At 59.9% G+C, this 17,820-nt stretch carries 16 protein-coding genes; 7 read left to right on the top strand and 9 right to left on the bottom strand.

Annotated elements, in window-relative coordinates; all coding sequences use genetic code 11:
- Positions 1–34 precede the first annotated feature (34 nt).
- From rseP to rpsB, 8 genes are all read right to left on the bottom strand, one after another.
- Positions 35–1,387: a sigma E protease regulator RseP gene (rseP, locus tag HBJ59_RS28950; protein ID WP_167665530.1), complete on the bottom strand. Its 1,353-nt coding sequence runs from the start codon at positions 1,385–1,387 to the stop codon at positions 35–37.
- 53 nt (positions 1,388–1,440) lie between these two features.
- Positions 1,441–2,631 (bottom strand): 1-deoxy-D-xylulose-5-phosphate reductoisomerase, encoded by a 1,191-nt coding sequence (gene ispC, locus HBJ59_RS28945; RefSeq protein WP_167665529.1) that lies wholly within the window; start codon positions 2,629–2,631, stop codon positions 1,441–1,443.
- A complete protein-coding gene (locus HBJ59_RS28940; protein ID WP_167665528.1) occupies positions 2,628–3,434 on the bottom strand; it encodes a phosphatidate cytidylyltransferase in 807 nt (268 codons plus the stop codon). Before HBJ59_RS28940 ends, ispC begins: the two co-directional genes overlap by 4 nt.
- Positions 3,434–4,189, bottom strand: coding sequence for a polyprenyl diphosphate synthase (gene uppS, locus HBJ59_RS28935; protein ID WP_003219323.1), 756 nt, complete (start codon positions 4,187–4,189; stop codon positions 3,434–3,436). The genes HBJ59_RS28940 and uppS overlap by 1 nt, the downstream gene beginning before the upstream one ends.
- Positions 4,190–4,206: 17 nt before the next feature.
- Positions 4,207–4,764 carry a ribosome recycling factor gene (frr, locus tag HBJ59_RS28930; RefSeq protein ID WP_010176756.1) on the bottom strand — a complete coding sequence of 186 codons (558 nt, stop codon included), beginning with the start codon at positions 4,762–4,764 and terminating at the stop codon, positions 4,207–4,209.
- Complete coding sequence (gene pyrH / locus HBJ59_RS28925; RefSeq protein ID WP_003219327.1) at positions 4,761–5,504, bottom strand: UMP kinase; 744 nt, start codon at positions 5,502–5,504, stop codon at positions 4,761–4,763. Before pyrH ends, frr begins: the two co-directional genes overlap by 4 nt.
- A 211-nt stretch (positions 5,505–5,715) precedes the next feature.
- Positions 5,716–6,579, bottom strand: coding sequence for a translation elongation factor Ts (gene tsf / locus HBJ59_RS28920; protein ID WP_076015788.1), 864 nt, complete (start codon positions 6,577–6,579; stop codon positions 5,716–5,718).
- Positions 6,580–6,771: 192 nt separating this feature from the next.
- Positions 6,772–7,509: a 30S ribosomal protein S2 gene (gene rpsB, locus HBJ59_RS28915; protein ID WP_048719953.1), complete on the bottom strand. Its 738-nt coding sequence runs from the start codon at positions 7,507–7,509 to the stop codon at positions 6,772–6,774.
- 386 nt (positions 7,510–7,895) lie between these two features.
- Here rpsB and map point away from each other — a divergent pair, with 386 nt between their 5' ends.
- The 3 genes from map to dapC all read left to right on the top strand — a co-directional run bounded on the left by map (position 7,896) and on the right by dapC (position 12,687).
- The gene (gene map, locus HBJ59_RS28910; protein WP_076015789.1) at positions 7,896–8,678 is read left to right on the top strand and encodes a type I methionyl aminopeptidase; all 783 of its coding nucleotides are present in this window, start codon (positions 7,896–7,898) and stop codon (positions 8,676–8,678) included.
- A 61-nt stretch (positions 8,679–8,739) separates the two neighbouring features.
- Positions 8,740–11,442 (top strand): [protein-PII] uridylyltransferase, encoded by a 2,703-nt coding sequence (locus tag HBJ59_RS28905; protein ID WP_167665527.1) that lies wholly within the window; start codon positions 8,740–8,742, stop codon positions 11,440–11,442.
- A 45-nt stretch (positions 11,443–11,487) separates the two neighbouring features.
- Positions 11,488–12,687: a succinyldiaminopimelate transaminase gene (dapC, locus tag HBJ59_RS28900; RefSeq protein ID WP_167665526.1), complete on the top strand. Its 1,200-nt coding sequence runs from the start codon at positions 11,488–11,490 to the stop codon at positions 12,685–12,687.
- Positions 12,688–12,845: 158 nt separating this feature from the next.
- Here the strand turns inward: dapC and HBJ59_RS28895 are convergent, their stop codons facing one another.
- Entirely contained in the window at positions 12,846–14,489 is a 1,644-nt protein-coding gene (locus HBJ59_RS28895; RefSeq protein WP_076015792.1) for a Na+/H+ antiporter, read from the bottom strand.
- A gap of 213 nt (positions 14,490–14,702) precedes the next feature.
- On the opposite strand from HBJ59_RS28895, the gene HBJ59_RS28890 reads away from it, so the two are divergent.
- The 4 genes from HBJ59_RS28890 to HBJ59_RS28875 all read left to right on the top strand — a co-directional run bounded on the left by HBJ59_RS28890 (position 14,703) and on the right by HBJ59_RS28875 (position 17,818).
- Positions 14,703–15,065, top strand: a complete 363-nt coding sequence (locus HBJ59_RS28890) for an ArsC family reductase (RefSeq protein ID WP_167665525.1) — start codon at positions 14,703–14,705, stop codon at positions 15,063–15,065.
- A gap of 33 nt (positions 15,066–15,098) precedes the next feature.
- Positions 15,099–16,133 (top strand): 2,3,4,5-tetrahydropyridine-2,6-dicarboxylate N-succinyltransferase, encoded by a 1,035-nt coding sequence (gene dapD, locus HBJ59_RS28885; RefSeq protein WP_167665524.1) that lies wholly within the window; start codon positions 15,099–15,101, stop codon positions 16,131–16,133.
- A gap of 69 nt (positions 16,134–16,202) precedes the next feature.
- A complete protein-coding gene (locus HBJ59_RS28880) occupies positions 16,203–17,408 on the top strand; it encodes an aminotransferase class V-fold PLP-dependent enzyme (RefSeq protein ID WP_167665523.1) in 1,206 nt (401 codons plus the stop codon).
- Positions 17,405–17,818: a SufE family protein gene (locus tag HBJ59_RS28875; RefSeq protein ID WP_167665522.1), complete on the top strand. Its 414-nt coding sequence runs from the start codon at positions 17,405–17,407 to the stop codon at positions 17,816–17,818. Before HBJ59_RS28880 ends, HBJ59_RS28875 begins: the two co-directional genes overlap by 4 nt.
- Positions 17,819–17,820: the final 2 nt, after the last annotated feature.

Genomic DNA, 17,820 nt, shown 5'->3' with positions numbered 1-17,820 from the left:
GCAAAATGCGGCAGATTCGCAATTCAGCGAAGCGTTACAGACGTCCCAGATCGTTGACCAGAGCTAACAACATCACCCCGACCACCAAACTGATACCGATCTGTATCCCCCAACCCTGCACCCGATCCGACAAGGGGCGACCACGCGCCCACTCGACCAGATAAAACAACAGATGCCCCCCATCCAATACTGGAATGGGCAACAAATTCAGAACCCCAAGGCTAATACTCAGATAAGCCAGGAAATTCAGGAAATCTACAACGCCCGACTGGGCAGAAGCGCCCGCCACTTTAGCAATGGTTATCGGTCCACTCAAGTTTTTTACCGAGAGCTCGCCGAACAACATTTTCTTGAGGGAATCGAGGGTCAGCACACTCATGGTCCAGGTGCGTCTCGCACCCTCGCCAATTGCCGCCAACGGCCCGAAACTGATCTCTCGCACCATCGACGGTGGCCACTCGACACCCTTAACACCGGCACCCAGGTAACCCCCGGCCGCCTTGGCTTCCCCGCGAACCGCCAGGGTTACAGGGACGTCGATTTGAGCACCATCGCGCTCAACTTTCAGCACAATTTTGGTATCAGGCCGAACACGCACCAGATCCACCACTTGCTGCCAGTCACCCAGCGCCTGGCCATCAAGGGCCAACAGGCGATCACCGGTTTTCAGACCTGCGGCCTGGGCCGGCCCTTTCGGATCCAGCTCTGCCAGCACCGGCGGCAAGGCCGGACGCCACGGACGGATACCCAGGGACTTGATCGGATCAGGCTCATCGGAGCCCTTCAGCCAGTGGTCCAGGGTCAGCTCCCGCGGAGTTTCCGTGGTGGAGTCCTGCTCGCGCACCACCAACTTCACGATGCCGCTTTCACCCAGGCGACGCACCAACTGCAAATTGACCGCGCCCCAACCGGTGGTTGGTTCGCCATCAACTGCGACAATTTCTTGCCCGGCGGTCAGGCCAGCCTTGGCTGCCATGCTGTCCGCCTCGACCGCACCAATGACCGGCCGCACCTGCTGGCTGCCCAGCATGGCCAGGACCCAGAAGAACACCATGGCCAATAGAAAGTTGGCTATCGGGCCTGCTGCAACAATGGCGATACGCTGACGAACGGTCTTGCGATTAAAGGATTGGTCCAACTGATCAGCTGGCACTTCGCCTTCGCGCTCATCGAGCATCTTGACGTAGCCGCCCAACGGAATGGCCGCAATCACAAACTCGGTGCCGCGACGATCATGCCAACGCACCAAGGGCATGCCGAAGCCTACGGAAAAGCGCAGTACCTTGACGCCGCAACGACGCGCGACCCAGAAATGGCCGAACTCGTGGAAGGTAACCAGCACACCCAGAGCAACCAGGGTGCCGACAATCATGTAAAGCGCACTCATCTAAGTTCTCCGCATTTCAATCCAGTGCCTGAAGGCTCGAAAACGCCCAAAGACTAACGCGTATTGCGGTTCAACCACTGCTCGGTCAAGGCCCGAGCCTTTGTATCTGCCTCGAACACTGCGCCCAGGTCATTCACGGCGACAACGGGCTCAAGGTTTAAAACGTCCTCGATGATACTCGCGATCTGCGGAAAGCGGATGCGTCGGTCAAGAAACGCCGCCACAGCCACTTCATTGGCCGCATTCAGCATCGCCGGGGCACTGTTACCTGCCTCGGCAGCTTGCCGCGCAAGGCGCAGGCAAGGGAAGCGTTGCTCGTCGGGCGCTTCGAAGTCCAGACGGGCAACGGCAAACAGATCCAACGGCGCAACACCCGAATCAATCCGCTCCGGCCACGCCAGCGCATTGGCGATCGGCGTGCGCATGTCCGGATTGCCCAGCTGGGCCAATACCGAGCCATCCACGTAATCCACCAGGGAATGAATCACACTTTGCGGGTGGATCACCACCTCGACCTGATCCGGCCGGGCATCGAACAGCCAGCAGGCCTCGATCAGCTCCAGGCCTTTGTTCATCATGCTCGCTGAGTCCACCGAGATCTTGCGACCCATGGACCAGTTCGGATGAGCACACGCCTGATCAGGAGAAACATGCTCCAGATCGGCCAGCGGCGTCTGTCGGAACGGGCCGCCGGAGGCCGTCAGCAGAATCCGGCGCACACCCACCTGGCTCAACCCACGGGCGAAATCACCGGGCATGCACTGGAAAATCGCGTTGTGTTCGCTGTCCAGCGGCAACAGCACGGCGCCGCTTTTGCGCACCGCCTGCATAAAGAGCGCACCGGACATTACCAGGGCTTCTTTATTGGCCAGCAGAATCTTCTTGCCTGCATCAACGGCCGCCAAGGTCGGACGCAAGCCGGCAGCACCGACAATCGCCGCGACGACGGTGTCGACATCGGGGTCAGCCGAAACCTGGCACAACCCCTCCTCCCCCACCAATACCTGAGTCGCCAGGCCCGCAGCGCGCAGGTCATCCTGCAAACCACGTGCGGCCGCCGCTTCGGGTACGACGGCGTATTGCGGCGCGTGTCGCACACACAGCGCCAGCAGTTCGCTCAGGCGACTGAAGCCGGTCAATGCGAATACTTGATAACGCTCGGGATGACGGGCAATCACATCCAAAGTGCTTAGCCCCACCGAGCCGGTAGCGCCCAGCACGGTCACCTGTTGCAGGCGGCTCACGAGGCAGCCATCCACAGCAGTACGGCAAAGATCGGGATCGCGGCCGTCAGGCTGTCGATGCGGTCCAGCACACCACCGTGACCCGGCAGCAGGTTACTGCTGTCCTTGATCCCGGCCTGGCGCTTGAACATGCTTTCAGTCAGGTCACCGACCACCGAGATGAATACGACCACGGCCGCACCCACCAGGGAAAGAAGCATTTCCTTAACGGTCCAGCCACGCACTACACCGACCACCAGGGTAATCACCAGGGTCAACGCCAGGCCGCCATACACGCCTTCCCAGCTTTTACCCGGGCTGACAGCCGGCGCCAGCTTGCGCTTGCCGAAGGCACGACCGGAGAAATAAGCACCGATATCAGCACCCCACACCAGCAGCATCACCGCCATGATCAGCCAGTTGCCCAGCTGCATGTGCTTGATATAGACCAGCCCTTGCCAAGCGGGCAGCAGGATCAAAAGACCGATCACCAGCTTGCAGGCGACACTCGACCAATGGCTGCTGGTGCCAGGATAGGTCAGCACCAGATAGGTCGCCAACGCCCACCACAGCACCGCCGCACCCAGCACCCAAGGCGCCACGTCCGGCAGGATATACATCAGGAACATCAACAGTGCCACGACAGCGGCGTACACCACACGCGGCAACTGCGCCGCGAAACCGGCGAGCCGCGCCCATTCCCAGGCACCCAGTGTCACCACCAGGCCAATGAACAGCGCGAAATTTGCACCTTCAAGCAGGAAAAACCCGCACAGGGCAATAGGCAGCAGGATCAGCGCCGTGATGATTCGTTGTTTAAGCATTAAACCCGGGCTCCAGCTTCGATCTGCTCGCTCGTTTTACCGAAGCGACGCTGACGGGAAGCGAAATCGGCCAGCGCATTGCGCATGGCATCGTGTTTGAAGTCCGGCCAGAACAGGTCGGAGAAGTACAGTTCGGTATAGGCCAACTGCCACAACAGGAAGTTGCTGATGCGATGGTCGCCACCGGTACGAATGCACAGGTCCGGCAGCGGCAGGTCGCCGGTTACCAGACAGGTTTGCAACAGTTCGGGGGTGATGTCTTCGGGGCGCAAATGACCGGCTTGCACTTCCCGCGCAAGACGCTGCGCTGCCTGGGCAATATCCCACTGGCCGCCGTAGTTGGCTGCGATCTGCAGCACAAAACGGTTGCTGCCGGCAGTGATCGCCTCGGCTTCGCGCATCGCCGCTTGCAGCTCCGGATGGAACCGCGAACGGTCACCGATGATGCGCAGGCTGATGTTGTTCTCGTTCAGGCGCTTGGCCTCACGACGCAGGGCCTTGAAGAACAGGTCCATCAAGGCACTGACTTCCTCGGCCGGGCGCTGCCAGTTTTCACTGGAGAACGCGAACAAGGTCAATACTTCGACCTTGGCCTCGGCGCACACCTCGATCACGGCACGCACCGCATCGACACCCGCCTTATGCCCGGCAACGCCAGGCATAAAGCGCTTCTTCGCCCAGCGATTATTCCCGTCCATGATGATCGCGACATGGCGCGGCACCACGGAGGGCACAGTCTGCTTGGTCTTTTCCATGAAGGCGTCCTGACCCCTTATACGGCCATCAGGTCCTTTTCTTTATCTTCCGTGGCCTTGGTGATCTGGGCCTCGGCATCTTTAGTCAGCTTATCGATATCGGCGACGGCACGGCGCTCTTCGTCTTCACTGATTTCCTTGTCCTTGACCAGCTTCTTCAGGTCACCCAAGGCATCACGACGAATGTTGCGCACGGCAACACGTGCATCTTCAGCTGCGCTGCGCGCCTGCTTGGTGAAGCCCTTGCGGGTTTCTTCGGTCAGGGCTGGCATGGAGATCAACAACAATTCGCCCAGGTTGGTCGGATTGAGGTTCAGGCCGGCGCTCTGGATGGCTTTGTCGACGGCGCCGAGCATGTTGCGCTCAAAGGCTACGACTTGCAGGGTGCGCGAATCTTTTACAGTGATGTTGGCCACTTGGGTGATGGAGGTATCAGCGCCGTAGTACGGCACCATCACGCTGCCCAGAATGCTTGGGTGAGCCTTACCGGTACGAATCTGACCAAATGCATGGTTCAGAGAGTCCAGGGATTTCTGCATGCGCTCTTGAGCGTCTTTTTTGATTTCGTTGATCATTGTTCGATTTCCTCGATCAGAGTCCCTTCCGCGCCGCCGTGTACGATGTTCAGCAGGGCGCCGGGCTTGTTCATGTTAAATACGCGCAGCGGCATCTTGTGGTCGCGGCACAAGCAGATTGCCGTCAGGTCCATCACGCCCAGCTTGCGATCCAGCACTTCATCATAAGTCAGATGATCGAACTTCTCGGCATGCGGGTCTTTGAATGGGTCTGCAGTGTAAACACCGTCAACCTTGGTGGCTTTGAGCACCACGTCCGCGTTGATCTCGATACCACGCAGGCAAGCTGCCGAATCGGTGGTAAAGAACGGGTTGCCGGTACCGGCAGCAAAAATCACTACCTCTTTGGCATCCAGGTGACGCATGGCTTTGCGACGATCATAGTGATCCGTTACGCCAACCATGGAAATAGCCGACATGACGATGGCGGTGATGTTGGCGCGCTCGAGGGCGTCACGCATCGCCAGGGCGTTCATCACAGTGGCCAGCATGCCCATGTGGTCGCCTGTCACCCGATCCATGCCAGCAGCGCTCAGTGCCGCACCGCGGAACAGGTTGCCGCCGCCGATCACCAGACCAACCTGAACACCGATACCGACCAGTTGGCCGACTTCCAGCGCCATGCGATCGAGCACTTTGGGATCGATCCCAAACTCTTCCGAGCCCATCAGGGCCTCGCCGCTAAGCTTGAGTAGAATGCGTTTATAGCGAGCCTGATGACCACTGCCCTGCTGAGCCATTGCGAATCTCTCCTGCGGCGTATTTTTTGAAAATTCTTGGCAAGCCGTTTACGGCCTGCGTTCACTCTAGCTTGACGCTGTCACAGCGCCATCGGAACACGGCTTTGTAAGCCAGTTCCAAAGGGAAACCAATAAAAATCGATCACCCCATTTGAAAAGAGGCTGCGCGCGTAAGCGGGCAGCCTCTTTTGGGCGACAGTTGAAAACTGTCTTACTGCTTGGCGGCAGCCAGCTGGGCAGCAACTTCTTCAGCGAAGTTGTCGACCGGCTTCTCGATACCGTCGCCTACTTTGTAGTAAGTGAAGGAAACGATTTCAGCACCGGCTTTCTTGGCCAGTTCGCCAACCTTGATTTCAGGGTTCTTGACGAACGCCTGCTCAACCAGGGAAGCCTCAGCCAGGAACTTGCTGATGCGGCCTTTGATCATGTTTTCAACGATGTTTTCCGGCTTGCCGGCGATTTTGTCAGCGTTGAGGCTCAGGAACACGGCTTTTTCGCGTTCGATTGCTTCAGCGGACACTTCCGATGGCAGCAGGAATTCAGGGTTGCTGGCCGCTACGTGCATAGCGATGTCTTTGGCCAGCTCAACGTTGCCGCCTTTAAGGGCAACCACAACGCCGATCTTGTTACCGTGCAGGTAACCACCGACAACATCACCTTCAACGCGAGTCAGGCGACGGATGTTGACGTTTTCGCCAACTTTGCCGACCAGTACCAGGCGAGCAGCTTCTTGAGCCTCGATCAGCGGAGCGACGTCAGTCAGCTTGTCAGCGAACGCTTTTTCAACGCTTGCAGCAACAAATGCCTTGAAGTCGTCCTGCAGAGCCAGGAAGTCGGTCTGCGAGTTCACTTCCAGCAGAACGGCGGTTTTACCGTCTTCTTTAAGAGCGATAGCGCCTTCAGCAGCTACGTTGCCTGCTTTCTTGGCTGCCTTGATGGCGCCCGAAGCACGCATGTCATCAATGGCTTTTTCGATGTCGCCGCCGGCCTTGGTCAAGGCCTTTTTGCAATCCATCATGCCTTCGCCGGTACGCTCACGCAGTTCTTTAACCAACGCTGCAGTAATCTCTGCCATTTTCAAAATCCTCTTGGATAGGTTTTCAACCATTCCACCCGATTGAACGGGCGATCAATTCTTCCCGAATCACCCTTGTAGGCCGCTGCACGTTACAGATGTTGTAGCTGCGCTGCCGACAAATGGTTTTCGAGGTGGCAAAAAGGGGGCCAAGCCCCCTTTTTGCTTACTGAGTCAACGCCAAGGCGTCAGTTACTCAGCTGCTGCTACCGGAGCTTCTTCAACGAACTGCTCGGTGCCGCCAGCAACGTGGTTGCGGCCACGGATTACAGCGTCAGCCATCGAACCCATGTACAGCTGGATAGCGCGGATTGCGTCATCGTTGCCTGGGATGATGTAGTCAACGCCATCCGGGCTGCTGTTGGTATCGACTACGCCGATAACCGGGATGCCCAGCTTGTTGGCTTCGGTGATCGCGATGCGCTCGTGATCAACGTCGATAACGAACAGTGCGTCAGGCAGACCGCCCATGTCCTTGATACCACCCAGGGAACGATCGAGCTTTTCCAGGTCGCGAGTACGCATCAGCGCCTCTTTCTTGGTCAGCTTGGCGAAAGTACCGTCCTCGGCTTGCACTTCAAGGTCACGCAGACGCTTGATGGAAGCACGGATGGTTTTGAAGTTGGTCAGCATGCCGCCCAACCAGCGGTGATCGACGTACGGCGAACCGCAACGTGCTGCTTCTTCAGCAACGATCTTGCCAGCGGAACGCTTGGTGCCGACGAACAGAATCTTGTTTTTGCCCTGGGCCAGGCGCTCTACGAAAGTCAGAGCTTCGTTGAACATTGGCAGGGTTTTTTCAAGGTTGATAATGTGGATCTTGTTACGCGCGCCGAAAATGTATTTACCCATTTTCGGGTTCCAGTAACGGGTCTGGTGACCGAAGTGCACACCGGCCTTCAGCATATCGCGCATGTTGACTTGGGACATGATAGTTCCTTAATAAGTCGGGTTTGGCCTCCACGTATCCCAATGACCAACCAGCGGCATTCGCCTCCGGCACCCAGGTCATCGTGTCGACACGTGTGTGGATTTAAGCTTTGCGGGGTATCCCCGGAAAGCGGCGCATTTTATACCACAGAGCTTGCAAAAACGAAACCCGCAATCACATTTGCCGTCAGTCGCTTTTGCCTAAGCCTTTGAATAGAGCCAGAATGCCCCCATCCTTATAGACAGAAGCGATCGCCAGACGCTCATGGTTTCACCCCTGCGTCTGCTAGAATCGCGTTTTTTTGGGCTTGTGCGAATTCTGCAACCTTTTGTCGCACACCCGTAAACCGTATTGATTTCAGCGCGTCGCGCTAGAGAGAGCCTGTATGACCGTCACCCTCAAAACCGCCGAAGACATCGCTGGCATGCGCGTTGCCGGCAAACTGGCTGCCGACGTGCTGGAAATGATTGCCGAACACGTCAAGCCCGGCGTCACTACCGAAGCGCTGGACCGCATTTGCCACGACTATATCGTCGACGTGCAAAAGGCCATCCCTGCGCCGCTGAACTACAAGGGTTTCCCCAAGTCGATCTGCACCTCGATCAACCACGTGGTGTGCCACGGGATTCCCGGCGACAAGCCGCTGAAAGACGGTGACACCCTGAACATCGACGTCACCGTCATCAAGGACGGCTACCACGGCGACACCAGCCGCATGTTCCACGTCGGCTCCGTGCCGGTCTGGGCCGAGCGCCTGTCGCAAGTGACCCAGGAATGCATGTACAAGGCCATCGAGATCGTCAAGCCTGGCTGCCGCCTGGGCGACATCGGTGAAATCATCCAGAAGCACGCTGAAAAGAACGGCTTCTCGGTGGTGCGTGAATTCTGCGGCCACGGCATCGGCAAAGTGTTCCACGAAGAGCCGCAGATCCTGCACTACGGCCGTGCCGGCACCGGCATGGAGCTGAAGGCAGGCATGACCTTCACCATCGAGCCGATGATCAACCAGGGCAAGGCCGACACCAAGGTACTGGGCGACGGCTGGACCGCCATCACCAAGGACCGCAAGCTCTCGGCGCAGTGGGAACACACCCTGCTGGTCACCGACACTGGCTACGAGATCTTCACCCTGCGTGCCGACGACACGATTCCCCGCGTTTCGGCGTAATGTTTGCACCGGTTTTCTAATAGCAACGCTGTGACCCATAGATAGAAAGGAAAACCGATCGATGCCCCAGGTGGATCCCGAACTCTTCGACCGTGGCCAGTTCCAGGCGGAACTGGCGCTGAAGGCCAGCCCCATCGCCGCCTTCAAGAAGGCCATTCGTCAGGCCCGCGAGGTACTCGACGAGCGCTTCCGCACGGGCCGGGACATCCGCCGGTTGATCGAGGACCGCGCCTGGTTCGTCGACAATATCCTGCAAAAGGCCTGGGAACAGTTCAGCTGGAGTGAAGACGCCGATATCGCCCTGGTGGCAGTCGGCGGCTACGGCCGTGGCGAACTGCACCCCTACTCCGATATCGACCTGCTGATTTTGCTGGACAGCGCCGATCACGAGATTTTTCGCGATTCCATCGAGCGTTTTCTGACCCTGTTGTGGGACATCGGCCTCGAGGTCGGCCAAAGCGTACGGTCAGTGGACGAATGCGCCCAGGAAGCCCGCGCCGACCTGACGGTGATCACCAACCTGATGGAAAGCCGCACCATCGCCGGCCCCGAGCGCCTGCGCCAGCGCATGCTGGAAGTCACCAGCACCGCGCGCATGTGGCCGAGCAAGGATTTCTTCCTGGCCAAGCGTGCTGAACAGAAAGCCCGGCACCACAAATACAACGACACCGAATACAACCTGGAACCCAACGTCAAAGGCTCCCCGGGCGGGCTGCGGGATATCCAGACGATTTTGTGGGTCGCGAGGCGCCAGTACGGCACCCTGAACCTGCGTGCCCTGGCCGGGGAAGGCTTCCTGGTGGAGAGCGAAAACGCCCTGCTGGCCTCCTCCCAGGAATTTCTCTGGAAAGTGCGCTACGCGTTGCACATGCTGGCCGGCCGCTCCGAAGACCGCCTGCTGTTCGATCACCAACGCTCTATCGCCACCTTGCTGGGGTTTGAAGGCGAAGACGCAAAGACCAGCATCGAAAGCTTCATGCAGCAGTACTACCGGGTGGTGATGAGCATTGCCCAGCTCAGCGACCTGATCATCCAGCATTTCGAAGAAGTGATCCTGGCCCCGGAAGACGAAGCACCGCCGCAGCCGATCAACTCGCGCTTCCAGTTGCACGATGGCTACATCGAGGCTCGCAACGACAACGTGTTCAAACGTACGCCGTTCGCCATGCTGGAAATCTTTGTGTTGATGGCCCAGCAGCCGGAAATCAAAGGCGTACGCGCCGACACCATTCGCTTGCTGCGGGAAAACCGTCACCTGATCGACGACGACTTCCGTAACGACATTCGCAACACCAGCCTGTTTATCGAGCTGTTCAAGTGCAAGATCGGCATCCACCGCAACCTGCGGCGCATGAACCGCTACGGGATCCTCGGGCGTTACCTGCCGGAGTTCGGCTTTATCGTCGGGCAGATGCAGCACGACCTGTTCCACATCTATACGGTGGACGCCCACACCCTGAACCTGATCAAGCACCTGCGTAAGTTGCAGTACACCCAGGTGTCAGAGAAATTTCCGCTGGCCAGCAAGCTCATGGCGCGGCTGCCCAAGCCTGAGTTGATCTACCTTGCCGGCCTGTACCACGACATCGGTAAGGGCCGTCACGGCGACCACTCGGAAATTGGTGCCGTGGACGCCGAGGCGTTCTGCCAGCGCCACCAGTTGCCGCTGTGGGACAGCCGCCTGATTGTATGGCTGGTGCAAAACCACCTGGTGATGTCCACCACCGCCCAGCGCAAGGACTTGTCCGACCCGCAGGTGATCCATGACTTCGCCCTGGCCGTCGGCGACGAAATCCGCCTCGACTACCTCTACGTGCTCACCGTCTCCGACATTAATGCCACCAACCCGACGCTGTGGAATTCCTGGCGCGCCAGCCTGTTGCGCCAGCTCTACACCGAGACCAAGCGCGCGCTGCGTCGCGGCCTGGAGAACCCGGTAGACCGCGAAGAGCAGATCCGCCGCACCCAAAGCGCGGCCCTGGATATTTTGGTGCGTGGCGGCAACGACCCGGACGACGTCGAGCAACTCTGGTCGCAGCTGGGAGACGACTACTTCCTGCGCCACACCGCCGGCGACGTGGCCTGGCACAGCGACGCGATCCTGCAGCAGCCGGCCGATGGCGGGCCGCTGGTGCTGATCAAGGAAACCACCCAGCGCGAGTTCGAGGGCGGCACGCAGATCTTCATCTACGCACCCGACCAACACGACTTCTTCGCCGTGACCGTGGCCGCGATGGACCAGCTCAACCTGAACATTCACGACGCCCGGGTGATCACCTCCAGCAGCCAGTTCACCCTCGACACCTACATCGTGCTCGACACGGAAGGCGAGTCCATCGGCGACAACCCGGAGCGGGTGAAAAAGATCCGCAAAGGCCTCACCGACGCGCTGCGCAACCCTGACGACTACCCGACCATCATCCAACGCCGGGTACCGCGCCAGCTCAAGCACTTTGCGTTCGCCCCCGAAGTCACTATCCACAACGACGCCCAGCGCCCGGTAACGGTGCTGGAACTCAGCGCACCGGACCGCCCGGGCCTGTTGGCGCGGATCGGCACGATCTTCCTGGAGTTCGACCTGTCGTTGCAGAACGCCAAGATTGCGACCCTGGGCGAACGGGTGGAAGACGTGTTCTTTATTACCGATGCCGACAACCAGCCGCTTTCCGACCCTGAACTGTGCCGACGCTTGCAGGAAGCCATCGTCCAGCAGTTGAGCGTCAACCAGGAGACCGGCGTCGAGATGTCACGCTTGAGCATCTGACCGGCCGCCATTTTCAGCTTCCAGTGAATTGAACGAGATTTATCGATGAACAATGCCCTGAACCAGTTGCAGCCCTACCCGTTCGAGAAATTGCGCGTCCTGCTGGGCAGCGTCACGCCGAACCCGGACAAACGCCCGATCGCCCTCTCCATCGGTGAGCCGAAGCATAAATCTCCGCAGTTCGTCGCCGACGCGCTGGCCAACAACCTCGACCAGATGGCGGTGTACCCGACCACCCTGGGCATTCCCGCCCTGCGCGAAGCCATTGGCGCCTGGTGCGAACGTCGTTTCAGCGTGCCCAAGGGCTGGCTCGACCCGGCGCGCAATATCCTGCCGGTGAACGGCACCCGTGAAGCGCTGTTCGCCTTCACCCAGACCGTGGTCAACCGTGGCGACGACGCGCTGGTGGTCAGCCCAAACCCGTTCTATCAGATCTACGAAGGCGCTGCGTTCCTCGCCGGGGCCAAGCCGCATTACCTGCCGTGCCTGGATGAAAACGGCTTCAACCCGGATTTCGACGCCGTGTCGCCGGACATCTGGAAACGCTGCCAGATCCTGTTCCTGTGCTCGCCAGGCAACCCGACCGGCGCACTGATTCCCGTCGACACCCTGAAAAAACTGATCGCCCTGGCTGACGAATACGACTTCGTAATCGCCGCCGACGAGTGCTACAGCGAGTTGTACTTCGACGAACAAACCCCGCCGCCGGGCCTGCTCAGTGCCTGCGTCGAACTGGGTCGCCAGGACTTCAAGCGTTGTGTGGTGTTCCACAGCCTGTCCAAGCGCTCCAACCTGCCGGGCCTGCGTTCGGGCTTTGTGGCCGGCGATGCCGAAATCCTCAAGGGTTTCCTGCTGTACCGCACCTACCACGGCTGCGCGATGCCGGTGCAAACCCAACTGGCGAGCATCGCCGCCTGGCAGGACGAAGCCCACGTGCAGGCCAACCGTGATCTGTACCGGCAGAAGTTTGATGCCGTGCTGGCGATCCTGAAGCCGGTGCTGGACGTGCAAAACCCGGACGGCGGGTTCTACCTGTGGCCGAACGTGAGTGGCGACGATGCGGCGTTCTGCCGGGACTTGTTCGTGGAAGAACACGTGACCGTGGTACCGGGTTCGTACCTGTCGCGGGAAGTGGACGGGGTCAACCCAGGCGCCGGGCGTGTGCGCCTGGCACTGGTTGCGCCGCTGGCCGAGTGTGTGGAAGCAGCCGAGCGGATTCGCGACTTCATCACTCGCAATAAATAATTGCGCTGAATGTGGCGAGGGAGCTTGCTCCCGCTCGGCTGCGCAGCAGTCGTAAACCGGCTGACGCTGTTTCCCTGCATGAATGAAGTCGCCAGCGTTGGGGCGACTTCGTCACCCAGCGGGAGCAAGCTCCCTCGCCACAAGTAAGCACCGCGGTGTTATTTGACGTGACCCAGATTCGCCTCGCTCATATCCAGATCCGCCAACACCTCCCGTAGCACGTCATCACCAATCTGGTGGTGACGACTCAGGCTATACAGCTCCAGGCGCTGCGCCCGCAGGGCCTTGAGCCGCAACTTGCGCTCCAGTTGGTCCATCTGAAACGCCAGCGCCTGGGCTTCGGCCGAATCATTGAACACCTCCAATTGATGACGATACTCCGACATCAACCGCGCCTTGAGCTCGGTGGCCAAGGCTGCCTGAGCGGCATCCAGAGGTGCAGCTTCAGCGGGTTCTTCAGTTTCGAGTGCATGGATAGCCGCCACGGCGGTCTTCTTCCAGGCCTCGCGCACTTCATTGTGGCGTTTCTCATCCGGGCTCTTCTCGATGCCGCGCAACAGCAGCGGCAAAGCGATGCAGGCCGCGACGAGCGACAGCAGGATCACACCGGCGGCGATGAAGATCAGCAGGTCGCGCTCCGGAAACGCTTCACCGGGAGCCAGCAGCAACGGCACCGACATCACACCCGCCAGGGTCACCGCACCACGCACCCCACCCACGGTCAACAGCCAGCAGGAACGGGCCGTTGGTACCAGCGTCAGCTCACTTTTCCCACGCAGGCGGCGCAGCAATCCCGACAGGCGCCAGATGCTTTGCACCCAGATAAACCGCAACACCACCAGCACCAGGAAAATCGCGATAACGTCCAGGCAGCGATACAGCAACGTCGGCCACAGCGTCGGCTCATGGCTGACCACCGCCTTGATAATGTCCGGCAATTGCAGGCCCAACAGCAGGAAGATCAGACCGTTGAAGGCAAACTCCAGCAGCGACCAGACACTGCGATTAAGCAAGCGGGTGCTGGTCTGGCGCGGCAGCAGGTCGAGCCAGCTTTGCATCATCCCTGCGGCCACCGCCGACAAGATCCCCGATGCGCCAAGGCGTTCAGCCAGTACGTAGGCAGCGAACGGCAGCAGCAACATGAACACCACGTGCGTCGCCGGGTCGTCCCAGCCCCGGGCAATCATCCAGGACCGCAGGCGGCCCACCAGCCAGCTCAACGCTACGCCGATGGCCAGGCCACCGACGGCTACCAGCACAAATGTCAGGCTGGCATTGGCCAGGGAGAACACCCCGGTAACTGCCGCCACCAGGGCAAACTTGAAGGTCACCAGGCCTGAAGCATCATTCATCAGCGCCTCGCCCTGAAGCATATGCATCAAAGGCGTTGGCAAACGATTCTGGGAAATGGCTGACACCGCCACGGCATCCGTCGGCGACAGCACGGCCGCCAGGGCGAAGGCCACCGGCAGTGGAATACTCGGCAACAGCCAATGAATGAAGTACCCGGCACCCACCACCGTGAACAGCACCAGGCCCACCGCCAGCGTCAGGATCGGCCCGCGCAGGCGCCACAATTCTCGCTTGGGCATGCGCCAGCCGTCCGAGAACAGCAGCGGCGGCAGAAACAGAAACAGAAACAACTCAGGGTCCAGGGCCACATGCAGCCCCAGGGTCGGCCAGGCCAGCAAGGCACCGGCGGCGATCTGCACCAGTGGCAACGGCAGTGGGATGATGCGCCCGACAAGGCGCGAAACGCTGACCAGCATCAGCAGGATAAGTACGGTGTAGGCGGTTTGCATAACGCGGGATTCCCAGACAATCAACTTGCAACAACACACATCAGGCAACAACTCGCCGTTGAAGTGCCATATTAGCCGCCTATGCTGCGCGATGGCCTTTGCACAAAAGTCGCACGCGAGCAAAACGTAATGTTGACGAGCGGCGCCGAAAGCCGCTGGCCATGGCATAATCCGTGACCTTTCATTTGCGTCAGCCCAAAGGGGGGCAATTCCTTGACCGATTCAAGCAAAACGCTGCACCTTTTCGGCATCAAAGCCTGCGACACCATGAAAAAGGCGCGCACCTGGCTCGATGAACACGCTATCAAGTATGAGTTTCATGACTACAAAACGGCCGGTATCGACCGCGAACACTTGACCCAATGGTGCAATGAGCACGGTTGGCAGGTGGTTTTGAACCGTGCGGGCACCACCTTTCGCAAACTCGAAGACGAACGCAAAGCCGATCTCGACCAAGCGAAAGCCATTGAATTGATGCTCGCGCAACCCTCGATGATCAAGCGACCAGTGCTTGATCTCGGTGACAAAACCCTGATTGGCTTCAAGCCAGATAGCTATTCGGCGGCCCTCAAGTAGGCCTGCCCACTCCATTTTTGTAGAGGTAACAGCATGTCCAATTCCCTGTTCAGCCTGGGCTTCGGCGTCGGCACTCAGAACCGCCAAGGTGCTTGGCTGGAAGTGTTTTACGCACAACCGCTGCTCAATCCATCGGCTGAAATCATCGCTGCCATCGCGCCGATCCTCGGTTACACCGAAGGCAACCAGGCGATCACTTTCACCGTCACCCAGGCCCTGCAACTGGCTGACGCGCTCAAAGGCGTCGACGCTGCCCAAGCCGCTCTGTTAAGCCGCCTGGCTGAAAGCCACACGCCACTGGTCGCCACCCTGCTGGCCGAAGACGCCGCACTGACGTCCACCCCTGAGGCTTACCTCAAGCTGCACCTGCTGTCCCATCGCTTGGTCAAGCCACACGGCCTGAGCCTGGCCGGTGTGTTCCCGCAACTGCCGAACGTGGCCTGGACCAGCCAGGGCGCGATCGACATCGCCGAGCTGGCCGAGCGTCAACTGGAAGCGCGCCTGCGTGGCGACCTGCTGGAAGTGTTCTCGGTGGACAAGTTCCCGAAAATGACCGACTACGTAGTGCCGAGCGGCGTGCGCATTGCTGATGCCGCGCGCATCCGCCTGGGCGCCTACGTGGGCGAAGGCACTACCGTGATGCACGAAGGTTTCGTCAACTTCAACGCCGGTACCGAAGGCCCGGGCATGATCGAAGGCCGTGTGTCGGCTGGCGTATTCGTCGGCAAGGGTTCGGACCTGGGCGGCGGTTGCTCCACCATGGGCACCCTGTCGGGCGGCGGCAACATTGTGATCAAGGTCGGCGAAGGCTGCCTGATCGGCGCCAACGCCGGTATCGGTATCCCGTTGGGCGACCGCAACACCGTGGAATCGGGCCTGTACGTCACCGCCGGTACCAAGGTTGCACTGCTGGATGAAGCAAACCAACTGGTCAAAGTGGTCAAGGCCCGTGAGCTGGCCGGCCAGCCGGACCTGTTGTTCCGCCGCAACTCCGAGACCGGTGCCGTGGAGTGCAAAACCCACAAATCGGCCATCGAACTGAACGCAGCGCTGCACGCTCACAACTAAGCAGCGACTCGATGCCACTGACGGCCCACACCTGACCGGTGCGGGCCGTTTATACGAGCCTTGATCACCATGCTTGTGCCCTCTCCCTGGCGCGCCGATTTCCCGGCCATCGCCACCCTGCTACGGCAAGACCAGACCTATCTGGACAACGCCGCCACCACGCAAAAACCTCAAGCCTTGTTGGACGCCATCAGCCATTACTACGCCAATGGCGCAGCCAATGTGCACCGTGCCCAGCATTTGCCGGGCGCCCATGCGACCCAGGCGTTCGAGGACAGTCGCAGTAAAGTGGCGCAGTGGCTGAACGTCGGTGACAACGGGCAAATCATCTTCACCCACGGCGCGACGTCGGCGCTGAACCTCCTGGCTTATGGCCTTGAGCACCTATTCAACCCGGGCGACGAGATTGTCATCAGCGCCTTGGAGCACCACGCCAACCTGCTGCCGTGGCAACAATTGGCCAAACGTCGCGGGCTGGAGTTGGTGGTACTGCCGCTTAACGATGACGGCTTGATCGACCTGCAAGCCGCCGCCCGAATGATCGGCCCGCGCACCCGCCTGCTGGCGGTGAGCCAACTGTCCAACGTGCTTGGCGCCTGGCAGCCGTTGCCGCAATTGCTGGCCCTGGCCAAGGCCCACGACGCACTGACGGTGGGCGATGGCGCCCAGGGCGTCGTTCATGGTCGCCATGACATGCAGGCCCTGGGCTGCGACTTCTACGTGTTTTCCAGCCACAAGCTCTACGGTCCGGATGGCGTCGGCGTGCTTTACGGTCGCACCGAAGCCCTGCATCACCTGCGCCATTGGCAGTTTGGAGGCGAGATGGTGCAACTGGCCGACTATCAAAGCGCCAGCTTCCGCCCCGCGCCCCTTGGTTTCGAAGCCGGAACACCGCCGATCGCCAGCGTGATCGGCCTGGGCGCAACCCTGGATTACCTGAGTTCCCTGGATCAACAAGCCGTGACGGCCCACGAAGCCGCTTTGCACGACTACCTGTTGCGCGGCCTGCAAGCCCGCAACGGCGTGCGCCTGCTGGGTTCGCCGCAAGTGGCCCTGGCCAGTTTTGTGGTGGAAGGCGTACACAACGCCGACCTCGCCCACTTGCTGACTGAACAAGGGATTGCCGTACGCGCCGGCCATCATTGTGCGATGCCGCTGCTCAAGCAGATGGGATTGTCGGGGGCGATTCGGGTGTCGCTGGCGCTGTACAACGATTCCGATGACCTGGAACGCTTTTTTGAAGCGCTGGATCAAGCCCTGGATATGCTGCGATGAGTTTGCCGCCGGAGGCCGTTATCGCGCTGGAAGCATTCCAGGCCGTCGGCAGTTGGGAACAACGGGCCCGCCTGCTGATGCAATGGGGCGAGCGTCTTCCCGCCTTGCCGGATGAAGACAAGGTCGACGCCAACCTGGTGCAGGGCTGTGAAAGCCTGGTGTGGCTGGTGGGGCGCTTGCAAGATGACCATTGGCAGTTTGCCGCCAGCAGCGATGCACGGCTGATACGCGGGCTGGTGGCGTTGTTGCTGGCACGGGTTAACGGTTTGTCTGCCGCTGAGTTGCAGGCGGTCGACTTGCCCGACTGGTTTGAACAACTGGGTCTGTCGCGGCAGCTATCACCGTCACGCAGCAATGGTCTGAATGCAGTGCTTCAGCGCATGCGGAAGTTGAGCCTCACACAAAACTAAAT

The sequence above is a fragment of the Pseudomonas sp. AN3A02 genome, assembly GCF_011765255.1.
Taxonomy (GTDB): Bacteria; Pseudomonadota; Gammaproteobacteria; order Pseudomonadales; family Pseudomonadaceae; genus Aquipseudomonas.
Note: the sequence above shows the minus strand (reverse complement) of the source record. Positions and strands in the feature narration are given on the sequence as shown.

Bases quoted from the DNA above. Each gene is read 5' to 3' on its own strand.
- rseP (WP_167665530.1), bottom strand. From the start codon at position 1,387: ATGAGTGCGCTTTACATGATTGTCGGCACCCTGGTTGCTCTGGGTGTG.
- HBJ59_RS28940 (WP_167665528.1), bottom strand. From the start codon at position 3,434: ATGCTTAAACAACGAATCATCACGGCGCTGATCCTGCTGCCTATTGCC.
- uppS (WP_003219323.1), bottom strand. From the start codon at position 4,189: ATGGAAAAGACCAAGCAGACTGTGCCCTCCGTGGTGCCGCGCCATGTC.
- frr (WP_010176756.1), bottom strand. From the start codon at position 4,764: ATGATCAACGAAATCAAAAAAGACGCTCAAGAGCGCATGCAGAAATCC.
- pyrH (WP_003219327.1), bottom strand. From the start codon at position 5,504: ATGGCTCAGCAGGGCAGTGGTCATCAGGCTCGCTATAAACGCATTCTA.
- tsf (WP_076015788.1), bottom strand. From the start codon at position 6,579: ATGGCAGAGATTACTGCAGCGTTGGTTAAAGAACTGCGTGAGCGTACC.
- rpsB (WP_048719953.1), bottom strand. From the start codon at position 7,509: ATGTCCCAAGTCAACATGCGCGATATGCTGAAGGCCGGTGTGCACTTC.
- map (WP_076015789.1), top strand. From the start codon at position 7,896: ATGACCGTCACCCTCAAAACCGCCGAAGACATCGCTGGCATGCGCGTT.
- HBJ59_RS28905 (WP_167665527.1), top strand. From the start codon at position 8,740: ATGCCCCAGGTGGATCCCGAACTCTTCGACCGTGGCCAGTTCCAGGCG.
- dapC (WP_167665526.1), top strand. From the start codon at position 11,488: ATGAACAATGCCCTGAACCAGTTGCAGCCCTACCCGTTCGAGAAATTG.
- HBJ59_RS28895 (WP_076015792.1), bottom strand. From the start codon at position 14,489: ATGCAAACCGCCTACACCGTACTTATCCTGCTGATGCTGGTCAGCGTT.
- dapD (WP_167665524.1), top strand. From the start codon at position 15,099: ATGTCCAATTCCCTGTTCAGCCTGGGCTTCGGCGTCGGCACTCAGAAC.
- HBJ59_RS28880 (WP_167665523.1), top strand. From the start codon at position 16,203: ATGCTTGTGCCCTCTCCCTGGCGCGCCGATTTCCCGGCCATCGCCACC.
- HBJ59_RS28875 (WP_167665522.1), top strand. From the start codon at position 17,405: ATGAGTTTGCCGCCGGAGGCCGTTATCGCGCTGGAAGCATTCCAGGCC.